14 protein-coding genes are annotated in these 16,997 nt (G+C 68.2%); 2 read left to right on the top strand and 12 right to left on the bottom strand.

Features of this window, described 5'->3' with window-relative positions:
- Positions 1 to 7: 7 nt before the first annotated feature.
- The 10 genes from fadD32 to glf form a co-directional block, all read right to left on the bottom strand.
- Positions 8 to 1,897, bottom strand: a complete 1,890-nt coding sequence (fadD32, locus tag NTM_RS08660; protein ID WP_163766047.1) for a long-chain-fatty-acid--AMP ligase FadD32 — start codon at positions 1,895 to 1,897, stop codon at positions 8 to 10.
- Positions 1,898 to 2,096: 199 nt separating this feature from the next.
- Positions 2,097 to 3,104, bottom strand: a complete 1,008-nt coding sequence (culp6, locus tag NTM_RS08655; protein WP_104865214.1) for a carboxylesterase Culp6 — start codon at positions 3,102 to 3,104, stop codon at positions 2,097 to 2,099.
- A 15-nt stretch (positions 3,105 to 3,119) separates the two neighbouring features.
- Positions 3,120 to 3,605: a DUF732 domain-containing protein gene (locus NTM_RS08650; protein ID WP_232079663.1), complete on the bottom strand. Its 486-nt coding sequence runs from the start codon at positions 3,603 to 3,605 to the stop codon at positions 3,120 to 3,122.
- Between the two features lie 37 nt (positions 3,606 to 3,642).
- Positions 3,643 to 4,545: an alpha/beta hydrolase-fold protein gene (locus NTM_RS08645; RefSeq protein WP_163766046.1), complete on the bottom strand. Its 903-nt coding sequence runs from the start codon at positions 4,543 to 4,545 to the stop codon at positions 3,643 to 3,645.
- Between the two features lie 130 nt (positions 4,546 to 4,675).
- Positions 4,676 to 5,728, bottom strand: a complete 1,053-nt coding sequence (locus NTM_RS08640) for an esterase family protein (RefSeq protein WP_104865212.1) — start codon at positions 5,726 to 5,728, stop codon at positions 4,676 to 4,678.
- A 258-nt stretch (positions 5,729 to 5,986) separates the two neighbouring features.
- Positions 5,987 to 7,912: a terminal beta-(1->2)-arabinofuranosyltransferase gene (gene aftB, locus NTM_RS08635; protein WP_435405082.1), complete on the bottom strand. Its 1,926-nt coding sequence runs from the start codon at positions 7,910 to 7,912 to the stop codon at positions 5,987 to 5,989.
- Complete coding sequence (locus NTM_RS08630; RefSeq protein ID WP_104865210.1) at positions 7,890 to 8,819, bottom strand: decaprenyl-phosphate phosphoribosyltransferase; 930 nt, start codon at positions 8,817 to 8,819, stop codon at positions 7,890 to 7,892. The genes aftB and NTM_RS08630 overlap by 23 nt, the downstream gene beginning before the upstream one ends.
- A complete protein-coding gene (locus tag NTM_RS08625) occupies positions 8,816 to 9,325 on the bottom strand; it encodes a phosphatase PAP2 family protein (protein ID WP_163766044.1) in 510 nt (169 codons plus the stop codon). Before NTM_RS08625 ends, NTM_RS08630 begins: the two co-directional genes overlap by 4 nt.
- On the bottom strand, positions 9,318 to 11,261 hold the full coding sequence (locus tag NTM_RS08620) for a glycosyltransferase (RefSeq protein ID WP_163766043.1): 1,944 nt from the start codon (positions 11,259 to 11,261) through the stop codon (positions 9,318 to 9,320). The genes NTM_RS08625 and NTM_RS08620 overlap by 8 nt, the downstream gene beginning before the upstream one ends.
- Positions 11,262 to 11,263: 2 nt before the next feature.
- Positions 11,264 to 12,463 carry a UDP-galactopyranose mutase gene (gene glf, locus NTM_RS08615; protein WP_104865207.1) on the bottom strand — a complete coding sequence of 400 codons (1,200 nt, stop codon included), beginning with the start codon at positions 12,461 to 12,463 and terminating at the stop codon, positions 11,264 to 11,266.
- A 171-nt stretch (positions 12,464 to 12,634) separates the two neighbouring features.
- Between glf and NTM_RS08610 the strand changes: the two genes are divergently transcribed.
- Entirely contained in the window at positions 12,635 to 13,645 is a 1,011-nt protein-coding gene (locus NTM_RS08610; RefSeq protein WP_163766042.1) for a hypothetical protein, read from the top strand.
- Positions 13,646 to 13,814: 169 nt separating this feature from the next.
- Positions 13,815 to 15,422: an N-acetylmuramoyl-L-alanine amidase gene (locus tag NTM_RS08605; RefSeq protein ID WP_163766041.1), complete on the top strand. Its 1,608-nt coding sequence runs from the start codon at positions 13,815 to 13,817 to the stop codon at positions 15,420 to 15,422.
- A gap of 15 nt (positions 15,423 to 15,437) precedes the next feature.
- On the opposite strand, the gene NTM_RS08600 is transcribed toward NTM_RS08605, so the two are convergent.
- Positions 15,438 to 16,250, bottom strand: a complete 813-nt coding sequence (locus tag NTM_RS08600; protein ID WP_104865204.1) for an HAD family hydrolase — start codon at positions 16,248 to 16,250, stop codon at positions 15,438 to 15,440.
- On the bottom strand, positions 16,247 to 16,993 hold the full coding sequence (locus NTM_RS08595; RefSeq protein WP_104865203.1) for a lysophospholipid acyltransferase family protein: 747 nt from the start codon (positions 16,991 to 16,993) through the stop codon (positions 16,247 to 16,249). The genes NTM_RS08600 and NTM_RS08595 overlap by 4 nt, the downstream gene beginning before the upstream one ends.
- Between the last annotated feature and the right edge of the window lie 4 nt (positions 16,994 to 16,997).

Below are 16,997 nucleotides of genomic sequence, written 5' to 3'. Positions count from 1 at the left end.
TTGAGCGTCAGTCCAATTCATCGGGGAAGGCGTTGGCCACCCGGCCGCTGCGCAGGCTGCCGTCCAGGTATGCCGATCGGCAGGCCCGCCTGCCGATCTTGCCGCTGGACGTGCGCGGAATCGCGCCCGCGGCGGTCAACAGCACGTCACGCACCGTGACGCCGTGACGGACCGCGATCGCGGCGCGGATGTCGTCGATGATCGGCCCGACGTCGAGCTTGTGCGCGCCCGGCGCCCGCTCACCGACGATGACCAACTGCTCGGAGGTGTCGTCGGGGTCGCGCTTGAGACCGGCGTGCGAATCGTCGAACACCTCGTCGGGCAACTGGTTCGCGGGTACCGAGAACGCCGCAACGAACCCGGTCCGCAGCGCCTTGGTGGCCTCCTGGGCGGAATACTCCAGGTCCTGCGGGTAGTGGTTGCGGCCGTCGATGATCACCAGATCCTTCACGCGGCCGGTGATGAAGAGCTCACCGTCGTAGTACGCGCCGAGGTCACCGGTGCGCACCCAGGTGGCGTCGTCGGTGGCGCCCTCGGCGTGCGACGGCGTGGTGCGCGACTTGAGGATGTTCTGAAACGTCGCGACGGTCTCTTCGTGCTTACCCCAGTAGCCGGTGCCCATGTTCTGGCCGCTGATCCAGATCTCGCCGATCTGACCGTCCGGCAGCTCGGTGGCGGTCTCGTGGTCGACGATCACCGCCCACTCCGCGACGCCGACCTTGCCCGCACCCGCCTGCGCGACACCCTTGGGCGAGCCGTCGGGCACCGGCACGAACCGGTGGTTGTTCAGCTCGTCACGGTCCACCAGGACGATCTTCGGATGCTCGTGGATCGGGGTGGTGGACACGAACAGCGTCGCCTCGGCCAGGCCGTAGGACGGCTTGATCGCCTCGGGCTTGAAGCCGAACGGGCTGAACGCCTCGTTGAACCGGCGCACGGTGGCCGCCGAGATCGGCTCGCTGCCGTTGAGGATGCACTTGATGTTCGACAGGTCCAGCGGCGGCTCGTCGTCCTTGGGCACCGCGCGGGCCGCGGCATGGTCGAACGCGAAGTTCGGGGCCACCGAGATGACACCGCCGGTGTCGTCGGGCTTGCGCGCCATCGCCCTGATCCAGCGGCCCGGCCTGCGGACGAACGCCGCGGGCGTCATGAAGGTGATGTAGTGGCCGAGCATCGGCGACAGCAGCACCGTGATCAGCCCCATGTCGTGGAAGAACGGCAGCCAGGACACACCGCGGTCGCCCTCTTCGGCGTCCAGCGCCTCGATCACCTGCACCACGTTGGTGGCGAGGTTGAGGTGGGTGATCTGCACACCCGTCGGGATCCGGGTCGAGCCGGACGTGTACTGCAGGTACGCGATGGTGTCGTGCTGCACCTCGACCGGCTCCCAGGTGGCGCCGACCTCGTTGGGGACCGCGTCGACAGCGATGACGCGGGGACGGTCCTTGGCGGGCCTGGTCCGGAAGAACTTGCGCACGCCCTCGGCCGCGGCGGTGGTGGTCAGGATCGCCGACGGCGAGCAGTCGTCGAGGACCGCGTGCAGCCGCCCGACGTGTCCGGGCTCGTTGGGATCGAACAGCGGCACCGCGATGCGTCCGGAGTACAGCGTGCCGAAGAAGGCCACCAGGTACTCCAGGTTCTGCGGGCACAGGATCGCGACGCGGTCACCGGGCTGGGTGACCTGCTGCAGTCGCGCGCCGATGGCCTTGTTGCGGGCGCCGAAATCGGCCCAGTGCAGATCGCGTTCCACACCGTCACGCTCGGTCGAGAAGTCGATGAATCGGTACGCGACCTTGTCGCCGCGCACCTTTGCCCATCGCTCGATGTGTTTGACCAGGTTTCCGTTGTCCGGGAACTTGATCAAACCGTCCTTGAGGAACGGATTGTGGAAGGCCATTTTCTTAAACTCCAATCGAGCGGGATCCCGGAAGCCCCGAAAAATCGTACCGGGGAGGAGGCCCCCAACCCATCAACCACCGGCGACCGCTCTTAGATTTTCCTTAATCTGACGATATGCTAGGCGACCTGCGCAACCGAGGCCAAATCAACCTGCCGTCGACCTGACGAATTTTGCTCGAAACGTTACGAGGCTCACGTCAGCCGTGCTTCGGCCGAGGCGCGTTGTCCACCAAACCCTGTGCCCAATTCAATGCCCATCCTGTGGCGGGTAAACCGTCCAGGTTCCAGAAATCCGGCGTCGCGTACATCGCGTGCACCGGCTGGCCCGCGCCGCCGGAGAGCACCTGCAGGGTCTGCGGCAGCTGGGTGATGTTGAACGCCGATTCCGGAGCCGCGCAGATCAGGTCGCCCCGGGCGCAGATCTCGAAGGTGCGGTCGTTGAGCATCCCGAAGCCCCCGGGCCGCGGGCCGCTCATCGTCAGCCCCAGCGCCGACAGGGTCGGCACCTCGTGCAGCGTGATCTCCGCGCCCTGCCCCGGCGGGTTCGGCCCGATCTCCTGGCCGACCCCGGCCTGGCGGCGGCCGTCGGCGATCAGCGCCACCCCGAGCACCAGGTCCTGGTCGACCGGACCGCGGCCGTTGCCGATGTCGGAGGCGATGTCGCCGGCGATCACCGCGCCCTGGGAGAACCCGACGAGCACGTAGCTGGTCAGCGGGCACCGGTTGTTCATGTCGGTGATCGCCTGGATCGCGTTGCGGGTGCCCTCGGCGCGACTGTCGTTGTAGGACATCTGGCGGTCCGCCGACAACGGGTTACGGAACTGCGCGGTGTACGGGACGGTGTAGACCTCAAGGCGCTGGTTGTCGAACGCACCGCGGATCGGGTTGGTGACGTTGAGCAGCAGCGCCGCCGGGAACTGCACCGGGTTGAACGGATCCAGCGTCACCGACGACTCCCACGTGCCCGGGATCGACACCAACTGGACGTCGGGGCAGCTCGCATCCTGGAAGTCCGGGCGCGGCTTCGACGTCGGAGGCACCCCGGCGGGCGGCACCGCGGACGGCGGCACCGCGGTCGGCGGCGCGTCGGGGCGGCGCAGCACCACGATCACGATCGCGACGATCAGCACCACGACAAGGGCCACCGCCCCGGCGGCAGCGAGCGCGAGGATGCGATGGCGTTTCCGCCGGTTGGTCTTCGCCATGAGGGTGTGGGGCTCCTACTGACAGAGTCGTTCGGTCGCGATCCGAATGTAGTCGGCCGTCGCGGCGTCGGTGTCATCCGCCGACGGGGAGTCGGCGCGCGCGCCGTCGGACTCCTCGGCGCCGCGGAGGTCGTTGCGGACCAGCGGTGCGACGAAATCCCACACCGCCTGGTCGGGTTGGCCGGCCGCGCGGGCCTGGCACACGTAGGAGCCGATGCTCAGCGCCGACAGCTCGCTCGACGGCGTCACACCCGCCGCGGACAGCGCGTCGAGATACTCCTGCTGATTCGGGGTGACGACCAGAGCGTTGGACTTCGCGCCGGGGTTACCGGGGCCCGGCGCCTGGATGCTGGACTGCGCGTGCGGGGGCGCTGTCTCGACCTCCGAGCCCATGCCGGCCATCATGTCGCTCGAACAACCGGTCAGCCACGCAGCGGGGAGAGCGACGAGCGCGGACAGTCCTGCCAATCCCGCGATCGCCGAGCGTGAGCCGTGTTGCACGACTCCAACGTACCGGCCTGCGCCGGCTGCCCCCGGGTCAGGCGATGGTCGCGACGAGTTCGCCGGACATGGCCGCGAGCTGTCCGCTCCAGCTCCCCCAGTCGTGATTTCCCGAGGTCGGGAAGTCGAAATGACCGTTACCGCCACCGACCCCACGGTAGTGCTGGTAGAAGGTGCGGTTGCTGCCTTGTGCCTGGTCGCAGTACCCGATCATCGCGGGTACATCGGTGCAGGTGGTGGTCGCCGGGCTGAACACCCACAGCCGGGTGTTGTTGTTGGCCAGCAGCTGGACGTGCACGTCCGGGTCGTGCCACTTCCACCGGCCCAGCTGTGGCAATCCCCACATGGTGCGGGTGTCGACACCGCCGAACCGGGCCAGACCCGCGGTGATCGCACCGTTCATCGCCGTCGCCGACGGGGTCAGGAAGCCCGACAGCGAGCCGGCGAAGCGGTACCGGTCGGGGTGGAACGCGGCCATCGTCATCGCGCCGGTGCCGCCCTGGGCCGCACCGACGATCCCGTGCCCGCCGGGCGCCAGGCCCTTGTTGGCGGCCAGCCAGTTCGGCAGCTCGTCGGCCAGGAACGTCTCCCACTGCTTGCTGCCGTCCTGCTCCCAGTTGGTGTACATGGACCAGGCGCCGCCCGCGGGCGCGACGACCGAGATACCCAGACCGGACAGCGTGTTCATCGCGTTGCCGGCGGTCACCCAGTTACTGACGTCGGGTGCGGCGTTGAACGCGTCGAGCAGGACGACCGCGTGCGGGCCGCCGCCCTGGAACGCGACCGGGATCGCGCGGCCCATCGCCGCCGACGGCACCATCAGCATCTCGACGCCCTGGGCCCGGGCCACCGGAGTGGACGGCGTGAACGGTGCCACCGCACCTGACCACAGCAGCGCGGCCATCGCCGCGGCGGCTACCGCTCGAAACATCCCGCGCATCTGCGACCTCTCTCGCCGTCCGGTTCCTACCTGGCGTAGTGAATCACATCACCGGGAGGCGCCGGAGGCCAAAACGACTGACGGCGGTGACCCCTGGGGATCACCGCCGTCAGTACCGTCTGTCGGAGCGTCAGCCGCCCGTTGCGGCGGTCTCGGCCGGAACCGCGGCGCCGACCGGAGCCGACGGCTGCGGCACAGCGCCGAGCACCCGCTGGATGTCGGGCTTCATCTGCTGCAGCTGCTGACCCCAGTACGGCCAGTCGTGCGTACCGCCGGCCGGGAAGTTGAACACGCCGTTCTTACCGCCCGCGGCCATGTACTCCTCCTGGAAGGTCTTGTTGGTCCGCAGCGTGAGGCTCTCCAGGAATTTCGCGGGCAGGTTGTCACCCGCCACGCTGCCGTTGACCTCGGCGGGCTTGCCGTTGCCGCAGAACACCCAGATGCGGGTGTTGTTGGCGACCAGCTTGCCGATGTTGACCATCGGGTCGTTGCGCTTCCAGGCGCTGCTCTCGTCCTCGGTGCGACCCCACATGTCGTTGGCCTTGTAGCCGCCCGCGTCACCCATCGAGATGTTGATCAGGAACGGCCACCAGCCCTCGGACGGGTTCAGGTAGCCCGACAGCGACGCCGCGTACTGGAACTGCTGCGGGTGGTAGATCGCCAGCGTCAGCGCCGCCGAACCGGCCATGGACAGACCGACGGCCGCGTTGCGGTTCGGGTCCACACCGTGGTTGGCGGCGAGGTAGGCCGGCAGTTCCTGGGTCAGGAACGTCTCCCACTTGTAGGTCTGGCAGCCGGCCTTGCCGCAGGCCGGGCTGTACCAGTCGGTGTAGAAGCTGGACTGGCCGCCGACGGGCATGATCACCGCGAGACCGGAGTCGAGGTACCACTCGAACGCCTGGGTGTTGATGTCCCAGCCGTTGAAGTCGTCCTGGGCGCGCAGACCGTCGAGCAGGTAGACACCGGGGGCGTTCGGCCCGCCGCTCTGGAACTGGACCTTGATGTCACGGCCCATCCCGGCCGAAGGCACCATCAGGTACTCGACCGGCAGGCCCGGACGCGAGAACGCGCCGGCAGTCGCCGAGCCGCCCACCGCGCTGATCAGGCCGGGCAGCACGACAGCCGCAGCAGCGACCACCGTCAATCGGCGGGCTGCGGCACGCAGCCTCCCAACGAACTTCATGCTTGAGTTTTTCCCATCTGTCGTTCAACGGCAGCAGGCTCGTCGCTCCTGTGAAGGAACGAGCTCCTCAGAGCGATCCCCGAGTCCGGCCCAGTTGCCTTGTAGTCAACCACACCTTTGTGGTGATCTCTCATTTCCGTAACACCGCTGCGAAGCCGCAGACATTGCGTCACATGCCTTATCCGACCGACATGGCTACAGCGTTACGAAATCAGAAAGACCGCTCTGCCAGCAAATCGCGTGATCGCACTTCGAACCTCATGGCCCGGTCGGGGGCATCCCGGTGTACGGCGGGTTGACCGGTTCGGGCAACGGCAGACCACAGCGCGCGAGCTCGTACCGCGGCACCCGGTCGAAGCGGTAGCTGGTGTACTGGGCGGCGTGTACCAGGTTTGACAGGAAACGACGCGGCCCCATCGGGGCGCGGATCGCGTCGAGCATCTCCTGGGTCTCGGGGCATTGCAGCGCCGCCTCGGCCTGCCGGATCCAGTCCTCGTCGAGGTACTTCGGGATGTAGGGCTGTTCCTTGAGGAACGGACCCTCGGCGACCGCCCAGTCCGGGAACAGGTTCTTGTCGTGTCCGATTCGGCCGTTCTCGATCCGTTCAGTATGCGCGGCAAGCGGATTCGCCAAACCGATCTGGTCGATGACGCGGACGTCGAGGCCGACGTTCATGCCGAGCATGCCCAAGTTGGTGAAGAAGACGGTGAACGGCCCGCGGTAGTCCGGCGGTGCGTCCGGTGGCGGCGGATAGGCCGGCACGACGTCCCACACGTCGTAGTTGCCCGACGGCAGCAGCAGCGCGCCGTCCGGGGTGTTCTCGATCGCGGTGAGCACCGCGCGCATGCGCGGGTAGTCCAGGTAGTCGGCCGCGGTCAGCGGGTGGGCGTGGCCGGTGGCCTGCGCGTAGAACCGTCGTTCGTCGACGATGCCGGTGTAGGTCACCCGCGTCGCATCGGCGCCCATACCCGGCGAGTTCGCGGTCCACACCGACCAGCCGGCGACCGCCAGCCACAGCAGCGCCGTCGCCCCGGCGTACAGGTAGCCGGCACCCCGCGCCATCCTGCGCACATCGGGCAGCATCAGCGGGATCACCGAAACCGGGGCCAGCAGAAGGAACAACGGCGTCAGCAGCACGCGGCCGTGCATGAAGTCGCCGCCCTGGCGGATCCAGTACACCGCCTGCAGGAACCCGCTGAGGAGAATGAATGCCACCACCGCAGAGGGGCTTTGCACCATCCGGGTGAACCGGCCCGACTCCATGGTGGCCGGCCGGTGCACCCGTGGGGAACGCCCGCACAGCAGCATCACCATCAGCGCGAGCCCGATCAGCAGGACCGCGGGCGCCCACAGCAGATACGGCTGGTTGAAATTCGCCAGATAGCTGAAACCCTGTTCCCATTTCGCGCCGGTGGCGTCCTTGGCCACCGCGGTACCGGGCACCAGAAGTCCGTAGTAGCCCATCCGGAAGATCTGGTAGGCGACCGGAAGCAGGCCTCCGGCGACGACGATCAGGACGCGTCTGCGCCAACCGGAGGCGACGATCAGCATCATCACCAGCGCCAGTCCGCCGACCAGCGCGAGTTCCGGACGCACCAGCACGCTGAAGCCGGCGACGAACGCCAGCGTCATGTCGAACGCCGTCGAGACCGGTTGGCCGCGGCGCTGCGCCCAGATCACCATCATCCACCACAGCAGGCCCAGATAGGCCAGCACCAAACCGTTTTCGAGACCGGAGGTGGCGAAGTCCCGGGCCGGGGGGATCGCGATGTAGACGAGCACGCCGGCGGGCAGCATCACCGCGGACCGTCCGCCCAGGACCGGGCCGTACAGCCGCGCGGTGCCCAGCATCACGAAAACGACCCCCAGCACGCTGAGGATCAGGGCGAACGTCAGCGCGACGTACTCCAGCCGGGCCGGACCCGCCACCAGCCCGCCGAAATACATCAGATACGACCACGCCGTCGAGGTGTTGGCCTCCACCCGTTCGCCGGCGTTGAACACCGGGCCGTTGCCCGCCAACATGTTCCGCGTCGTGCGCAGCACGATCAGCCCGTCGTCGGCGATCCAGCGCCGCTGCCACGCGCCCCAGCCGAAGAGCACCGCGACCACCGCGGTGCTCACCCACAGGCTGATCCGCACCGACGCGGACAAGCGAGTCTCAGGCGAGGATGACGGCCGCACCGATGGTCCCGATCCATGCCAGCAGCAGCAGTTGCAGTACCCGGTCCTTCAGCGCGATCTCCTCGGGCTCCCCGGCGAGTCCGCCGTCGACATCGACGGCGTAGCGCAGGATCGCGATGGTGATCGGAATGATCGTGACCGCATACCACGATGCGGCGGAGCCGTCGCGCTCGAACGCCCACAGGCTGTAGCAGACCACCATCGCGGTGGCGGCCACCGTCCACACGAAGCGCAGGTAGGACGCCGTGTAGCTCTCCAGCGACTTGCGAATCTTGGCCCCGGTGCGCTCGGCGAGTTGCAGTTCGGCGTAACGCTTCCCGGCCACCATGAACAGCGAACCGAAGGTCATCACCAGCAGGAACCACTGCGACAGCGGGATGCCCGCCGCCGCACCGCCCGCGATGGCGCGGATCAGGTAGGCCGACGACACGATGCAGATGTCCAGCACCGCTTGGTGTTTGAGGCCGAAACAGTAGGCGAGCTGCATGGCGATGTACACCGCGATGACGATCGCGAGGTTCACCGAGGCCAGCAGCGAGATGCCCAGTGACACGACGGCCAGCACCACCGCGAGCGTGTAGGCCAGCCATTCCGGGACCACGCCGGCGGCGATCGGCCGGAATCTCTTGGTCGGGTGCTGGCGGTCGGCCTCGACGTCGCGCGAGTCGTTCACCAGGTAGATACAGGACGCCGCGAGCGAGAACGCGACGAACGCGATCAGGATGTTGATCGCCAGTTCGTCGAAGTCATACCGGACGTCGCCGCCGAGCGCGGCGATCGGTGCGGCGAGCACGAGCAGGTTCTTCACCCACTGCCGTGGCCGCATCGCCTTGATGACACCGGTGAAGAGATTCTTCGGCGGGCCCGCGGTGGAGCTGGCGCCGGTGGTGACCTCGGACGTACTCATGACCGCCTCACTTTTTCGACCGCCTTTGCCACCGCCGCCCCCACGGCGACACCGGTCAGCACATCCGTCGGGTAATGCACCCCGAGCACCAGGCGCGACAACGCCATCGGCGGCACCAGCAGCGCGGGCAACGGCAGCCCGGTCGGGCGTGCCAGCAACACCGCCGCCGCCGTGGTCGACGTCGCGTGCGCGGACGGGAAGCTCAGCCGGCTCGGTGTTCCGACGTTCACCGCGATCGCCGGGTGATGCGGCCGCTTGCGGCGCACCACCCGCTTGATCACCACGGCGGCCGCGTGTGCCAGGAACGCGCCCACCCCGGCGGCCACGTAGTCGTCGCGCTTGCTCGTGGACAGCAGCGCGCCAAGGCCCGCGACCGCGAGCCAGCCCAGGCTGTGTTCGCCGAAGTGTGAAAGTGCCCGCGCCGCAGGCAGAATGCCGGGCCGCTCGGCCACCGCGGATTGCACCGCGACCAGCACGGCGTCCTCACCGCGCGGGCTCTCAGCCATTGACGGACTCCGGCACCGAGTTCAGCACGCTCTCCCACCTCTGCTGGCTCGTCAGCGTCGGCAGCGCGGCGCGGTACACCTTGCGCATGTGGTTGAACTTGCGGGCCAGCCGCGCCTGCCGCTTCAGCGACTCACGCAGCAGATCGAACATCTTGTCGCGGTCACGCTGGCGGAACACGACGCCGCGTCCGTCGGCCGTGGTCACCGTGACACCGTCCACCTTGCACAGCGAGAACCAGCGCGCGTCCTGCGTCGCGACGTTGATCTGCGGACGCTCGTGATGGATCGGGTCGTGCGGACGCAACTGGTGCACGACTCCGCGCGCCAGCCGGGTCGAGATCGCCAGCGGGTTGGTCGGGATGGTGACCTTCTTGCGCCACCGCTTGTCCGACGGCGCCGGGAGCGCGGTCGCGCTGGGCAGTACGACGGCGTCGGGATAGTCCTGACGCATCCTGCGCACCTCAGGCAACGCCGACTCCAGGATCGAGAACAGGTTCTCAGGCCCGGCCAGGAAGTCGTCCATCGCCTTGTTCTGGATGGCGACCGTCGAATACTCAAGGCACAGAAGGTGTTTGAGCGTCGCCTTGAGATGGCTGGCAAGCAGTCCCTTGATGTCGCCGTCCCAGTGCAGCGCCGCGACCACCAACCGGTTGCGCAGGTGGAAGTACGCCTGCCAGTCGATCGCGTCGTCCTTGTCGCTCCAGGCCATATGCCAGATCGCCGCACCCGGCAGCGTCACCGTCGGATAGCCGTGCTCGCCGGCGCGTAGACCGTAGTCGGCGTCGTCCCACTTGATGAACAGCGGCAGCGGTTGACCGAGTTCCTCGGCGACCTGCCGCGGGATCATGCACATCCACCAGCCGTTGTAGTCGACGTCGATGCGGCGGTGCAGCAGCCTGCTGCGGTATTCCTCTTCGTCGTTGAGCGGGTACTTGGCGAAGTTGTGGTCGTACTCGGTGTTCACCGCGCCGGTCCACATGAAGTTCGCCGCGTCGACCATCTCGCCCATCACGTGCAGATGTGAGGGCTCCTGCAGGTTGAGCATCTGCCCGCCGACGAGCGTGGGCACCTTCGCGAACCGGTTGAGCGCCAGCGCCCGCAGGATCGAATCGGGTTCGATGCGGATGTCGTCGTCCATGAACAGGATCTGTTCACAGTCGGTGTTCTTCAGCGCCTCGTACATCACGCGGCTGTAGCCGCCGGATCCGCCGAGGTTCGGCTGGTTGTGAATGGACAACCGGTCGCCGAGCGCCGCCGCGGCCTCATCGAAACCGGGATGGTCCTTGGCCTTGCTGGTGCCCTGGTCGGACACGATCACCGCGGTGATGACCTCGTCGACCAGCGGGTCGGAGGTGAGCGCGGCCAGCGCGCTGACGCAGTCGGCCGGCCGGTTGAACGTCGGGATGCCGACGGCCACGCTCGCCCGTCCGGGGGCGGCCATCGGTGCGTACCAGGCCGCGTGGTGCAGCGTGGACTTCGCGTCGGTGGTGATGTCGAACCAGATCCAGCCACCGTCTTCGAACGGGGCCAGTTCGATCTCGAACTCGGCGACGGCTGGTTCGCCCTCGACCGTGCTGACGACCGAGGCGCCGCCGACGGTGATCCGGGCGCCGGTGGCCTTGGACCGGTACACGTCCACACGGGCGCTGCCGGACAGCTCGACCCGCAGCACCACCGACTCCAGGATCGACCAGCGCCGCCAGTAGCTGGCCGGGAACGCGTTGAAGTAGGTGGCGAACGACACCTCGGACTCCGGGCCGATCTCCAGCGACGTGCGGGTCGGCGCATGTGCGCGCCGGGCGTTGGTGTCCGATTCCTCTATATAGAGCTTGCGGACGTCCAACGGCTCGCCCGGCCGCGGCAGGATGATGCGGGCCAACGGGCTGACCGCGCGTGACTGCCCGGTATCGAGCGCACCGGACGGAATGTCACTCATGCTCAACTGCTTTCTGTGTCGGGGTCGGCCAGCGGCGCGCCGTCGCGCAGATGCGGCGCGAGGACGTTGTCATACATATTCAGCGCGCTGGCGATCGCCATGTGCATGTCCAGGTACTGATAGGTGCCGAGCCGGCCGCCGAACAGGACCTTCGACGACGCCGTCTCCGCCTTGGCCCGCGCCCGGTAGGCGCCGAGCACCGCACGGTCGGCGTCGGTGTTGATCGGATAGTAGGGCTCGTCGTCGTTCTCGGCGAACCGCGAGTACTCCCGCATGATCACCGTCTTGTCGTCGGGATAGTCCCGCTCCGGGTGGAAGTGCCGGAACTCGTGGATCCGGGTGAAGGGCACGTCGGCGTCGTTGTAGTTCATCACCGGGGTGCCCTGAAAGTCCCCGGTCGGCACCACTTCGAGCTCGAAGTCCAGCGTCCGCCAGCCCAGCCGGCCCTCGGCGTAGTCGAAGTACCGGTCCAGAGGGCCGGTGTACACGACCGGCGCGTCCGGGTTCGCGGCCCGGAGTTCTTCACGGACGTCGAACCAGTCGGTGTCCAGCCGAACCTCGATGCGCTCGTCGGCGGCCATGTTCTCCAGCCACGCGGTGTAGCCGTCGACGGGCAGACCCTCGTAGGTGTCGTTGAAGTACCGGTTGTCGAAGGTGTAGCGCACCGGCAGCCGGGTGATGTTGCTCGCCGGCAGCTGCTTGGGGTCGGTCTGCCACTGCTTGGCGGTGTAGTGCTTGACGAACGCCTCGTACAGCGGGCGCCCGATCAGCGAGATCGCCTTCTCCTCCAGGTTCTGCGCGTCGGCGGTCTCGATCTCGGCGGATTGCTCCTTGATCAGCGCGCGTGCCTCGTCCGGGGTGAAGTACCGGCCGAAGAATTGGCTGACCAGGCCCAACCCCATCGGGAACTGGTAGGCCTGACCGTTGTGCAGCGCGAAGACGCGGTGCTGATAGCCGGTGAATTCGGTGAATTGGCGCACGTAATCCCAGACCCGCTGATTGCTGGTGTGGAACAGGTGCGCGCCGTACTTGTGGATCTCGATGCCGGTCTCGGGCTCCGGTTCGGAATAGGCGTTACCGCCGATGTGCGGGCGCCGTTCGACGACCAGAACACGCTTACCGAGCTGCGTGGCCGCCCGCTCGGCGATTGTGAGACCGAAGAACCCGGAGCCCACGACGAAGAGATCGAATCCAGAGTTCATCGGCAGCAAGGGTATCCGACCGCGCACTGATCACCCGAGTTGGCCGAGCCGTCCAGGTCGCGATTCGCTCACGATTCCATATCGTCACTCTAGTCACACCTGTCACATCAGTAGCATCAGTCACGTACGCCAGAACCGTATCCGCGTAATCCATGTATTAGGGAGACTTCCGTGCCGAACCGACGTCGCCGCCGGCTCTCGACAGCCCTGAGCACAGTCGCCGCTCTGGCCGTCGCAAGTCCAGTTGCAGTCATAGCCGTTTCCGAATTGTCCGCCACAGGAGCGCTCGACAACGAGCCGCAGCATCGCGAGTTCGTCCAGGCCGCCAGCATCGCCGACCTGCCCGGCGAGCTGATGACGGCGCTGTCGCAGGGCCTTTCCCAGTTCGGTATCAACCTGCCTCCGCTTCCGACCGGCCTGTTGACCGGAACCAGCTCGTCGCCGACGACGCTGACGCCCGGACTGGGCACCGCCGGGCTCACCTCCCCCGGGTTGATGCCCGGGTTGTCGGCGGCGCCTTCGCTGACCGATCCGAGCCTGGCCAACCCGGCCCTGACCAATCCGGCCCTGACCAGCCCGACCGGCGCCATGCCCGGGTTGACCACACCCGGTCTGACCACGCCGAGCCTCACCGATCCTGCGCTGGCCTCACCCGGCCTGACCACGCCCGGTCTGACCACGCCGAGCCTGACGGACCCGGCGCTGGCCTCCCCCGGTCTGACCACGCCGTCGCTGACCGACCCGGCCCTGTCCACTCCCGGACTGAGCACGCCCGGCCTGACCACGCCGAGCCTGACCGACCCGGCACTCGGCGTCTCGCCGATCTCGACCGGCCTGACGGCCCCCGGGGAGATCCCGATCTCGGCGCCGATCGGCCTCGACCCGGCGCTGGGCTCCTACCCGGTACTCGGTGATCCGACGCTGGCCGCGACCCAGCCGGTGGCCACCAGCAGCGGCGGGCTGCTCGGCGATCTGGCCAGCGCGGCCGATTCGCTGGGCGCCGGCGAGGCGATCGACCTGCTCAAGGGTGTGCTGATGCCCGCGATCATGTCGGCGGTCAAGCCGCCCGTGCCGCCGGTCCCGGCCGCGCCGCTGGCCACCGCCGCCGGCGAGGTCGGCGAGGCGGCCCCGGTCGAGGCCGGCCTGGGCGCCGCCGAGGCCAGCTTCGAGCCGGGAGCCTGAGCCGGACTCCTTCTCAGTCCTGTCACGGAACGGCACCGCAGAAGCGCCAGCACGCTCTGCGGTGCCGTTGCGTGTAGATGACACTGCGTGTAAATGCACTGCGTGTAGATAACCCCGTTTCGGCGTGTCGCCACACGGGTATCAGTTGTCACATACGTAACATCAGTCCGTGCTGTATCCGCGCCGCGCACCATCGGTGCTGTTCACCGCGCTAGCGGCGACAGTGCTGCTGCTGCCGTGGGCGATCACCGGACTCCCCGGTGAGGAAGACCGTCCCGTCGCGTCCGCGCCCCAACTCGCCCAGCAACCGCTGCCCGATCTCGGCGGCGGCGAGACCATCCGGGAGCTTCACCAGGACACCCCGTTCTCGATGGTCGCGCTGACCTCCGACGACCTCACCGGTACCTCGGCGCGGGTGCGGGCCAAGAAGGACGACGGCACCTGGGGGCCGTGGTACGAGGCCGAACCCCTCGAAGGCGTCGGCGCCGACCTGCCCGGACCTCGTGGCACCGAACCGGTGTTCATCGGCCGCACCACGACCGTGCAGATCGCGGTGACGCGCCCGCACGACGCCCCGGTCACCGCGCCGGCGGCCCCGAAGCCCGACGGCCCGCAGCTCGGGTACGTGCCCGCCAACGTCGAGCAGCCGTTCGCCCAGAACGTCACCGCGGTGCTGATCAGCCCGCCCGAGGCGCCGCCGGATCTCGGCCCACTGCCCAACGCGTTGACCCCCGCCGGCCAGCCACCGCACATCATCAACCGCGCGCAGTGGGGTGCCGACGAGGGCATGCGGTGCGGAGAACCGCGCTACGACACCAAGGTTCGCGCCGGTGTCGTCCACCACACGGCCGGCAGCAATGAATACGCGCCGGAGGATTCCGCGGGCATCATCAGGTCGATCTACGAGTACCACACCCGGACGCTGGGCTGGTGCGACATCGCCTACAACGCGATGGTGGACAAGTACGGCCAGGTGTTCGAGGGTCGCGCGGGCGGTATGACGCGGCCCGTCGAGGGCGCGCACACCGGCGGCTTCAACCACAACACCTGGGGTGTGGCGATGCTCGGCAATTTCGAGACCGTGCCGCCGACCCCGGTGCAATTGCGCAACACCGCACGGCTTCTCGGCTGGGTGCTGGGCCAGTCCAGTGTCGACCCGCTGGGTTCGGTGGTGCTGCCGTCCGAGGGTGGCTCGTTCACCAAGTTCCCGTTCGGCGCCACCCCGACGCTGCCGACGATCTTCACCCACCGCGACGTCGGGAACACCGAATGCCCGGGCGCCGCGGCGTACGCCCTGATGCCCGAGATCCGCAACATCGCCGCGCGGTTCAACGATCCGCCCGGACCGGAGCAACTCGCCGAAACCCTGCGCGGTGGCGCGATCCACGCCAAGTGGGAGGCGCTGGGCGGGATGAACAGCTACCTGGGCCGCCCCACCTCACCGGAGGCCTCCGGGCTTGGCGCGACGCGCTATGTGACCTTCGAGCACGGGGCCGTGTACTGGTCCCCGGAGACCGGTGCGCAGCCGATCACCGGCGAGTTGTACCGCGCCTGGGGCGCGCTCGGGTTCGAGCGCGGCGCACTGGGGCTGCCGACGAGCAGTGAGATCCCCGAACCGCTGTGGATCGTGCAGAACTTCCAGCACGGGACGCTGAACTTCGACCGGGAGAACGGCACGGTGACACGGGTGACCGACGGAGTGCCCGTCGAACTGCCGCCCGCCGATCTCAATCCCGTTCAGCTGGAGCGGTTCACCCCGCCGAGCAACCCGGTCTGACACCACCCGGCGGCGCTAACGCCACCAGCGTTCGAGGACGCGCGCCACACCGTCTTCGGCATTGGTCACGGTCACCTCGTCGGCCGCGGCGATCGCTTCCGGGTGCGCATTGCCCATCGCGACGCCGAGGCCGGCCCAACCGAGCATCGGAATGTCGTTGGGCATGTCCCCGAACGTCACGATGTCGGCCGCCTCGATCCCCAGCGGGCGGGCCACCTCGTCGATACCGGTGGCCTTGCTGACCCCGAGCGGCACCACCTCGATCAGCCCGTTGTTGGTCGAATACGTCAGGTCCCCCTCAAGGCCGACGTGCCGGGCCAGCACCTCGGCCATGTCCGCGCTACGCGCGCCGGCCTTACGGATCAGCAGCTTCACCGCCGGTGCGCTCAGCAGGTCCTCGATCGAGACCTCGGTGTTGTCCGGGTTCAGCCACGCGTGCTCGTAACCCGGTGAGCTGACGAACTGCGGGGTGGCGGCGTCGTGCGCGCTCTGGCCGACGCGTTCCACGGCCAGACCGGCTCCGGGAATCACCCGCGTCGCGATCTCGGCGAGCTCGGCGAGCTGGTCCGTCGAGAGCGTGCGTGCCGACACGATGCGGTCGGTGGCCGGGTCGTAGATCACCGCGCCGTTGGCGCACACCGCGATCGGCGCGAATCCCAGCTGGTCCACGATGGGCTGCACCCACCGAGGCGGCCTGCCCGTCGCGAGCACGAACCGCGTGCCCGCGTCCACGGCGGCCCGCACCACCGACCGCGTCCGCGCGGTGACGTTCTCGTCGTCGTCGATCAGGGTGCCGTCGACGTCTGTGGCGATCAGCAGCGGCGTCACCGGCGCTCGCCCCGTCTGCGCGCGCGCTCTGCCATCTCGGCCTCCTCTATCAGTCGCGCCTCCGCCGGGGTCGGTGCCCCACCGCCGAGGCGCCGCGGCAGCCAGAAAGCTCCCGGCGGCTGTTCGTAGTCAACCTGTGCCCGGTGCAGCAGCCGGTCCATCTCGGCACGCAGCGTCGCGTCGAGCGCGACCGCATCACCAGACGAATCGATCGGCGCACCGACGAGAACGGTCACCGGGAACCTGTTGCGTCCCAATGCTTTCGGATGCCCTTTGGTCCACACCCGCTGGGCGCCCCAGACGATCAGCGGCACGATCGGCACCTGAGCCTCCCGGGCCATCCGGACCGCACCGGACTTGAACTCCTTGAGCTCGAAGCTGCGGCTGATCGTCGCCTCCGGATAGACCCCGACGATCTCTCCGCCGCGCAGCGAGGCCACCGCGGCGGCATAGGCACCCGCTCCGGCCTGCCGGTCGACCGGGATCGTCCTGGTGTGCTTGATCAGAAAGCGGATGGCCCGCACCTCGTTCATCTCCGCCTTGATCATGAACCGCATGCGGCGCCCGCGCTGGTGCGCGGCGAGCGCGGCGGGCAGGAAGTCGACGTAGCCGGTGTGGTTGATGGCGACCACCGCGCCACCGGTGGCGGGCAGGTTGTCGAGGCCGCGGAAGGTGATCTTCGTGCCGGTGGCCCACACCGCGAACTTGGCCGTGACCTCGAGCGCGCGGAAGACCGGTTCCATCTGG

Origin of the sequence: Mycolicibacterium parafortuitum, from assembly GCF_010725485.1 — a bacterium.
GTDB lineage: Bacteria > Actinomycetota > Actinomycetes > Mycobacteriales > Mycobacteriaceae > Mycobacterium.
The sequence above is the reverse complement of the archived record's forward strand: the minus strand, read 5'-3'. Positions and strand labels throughout refer to the sequence as shown.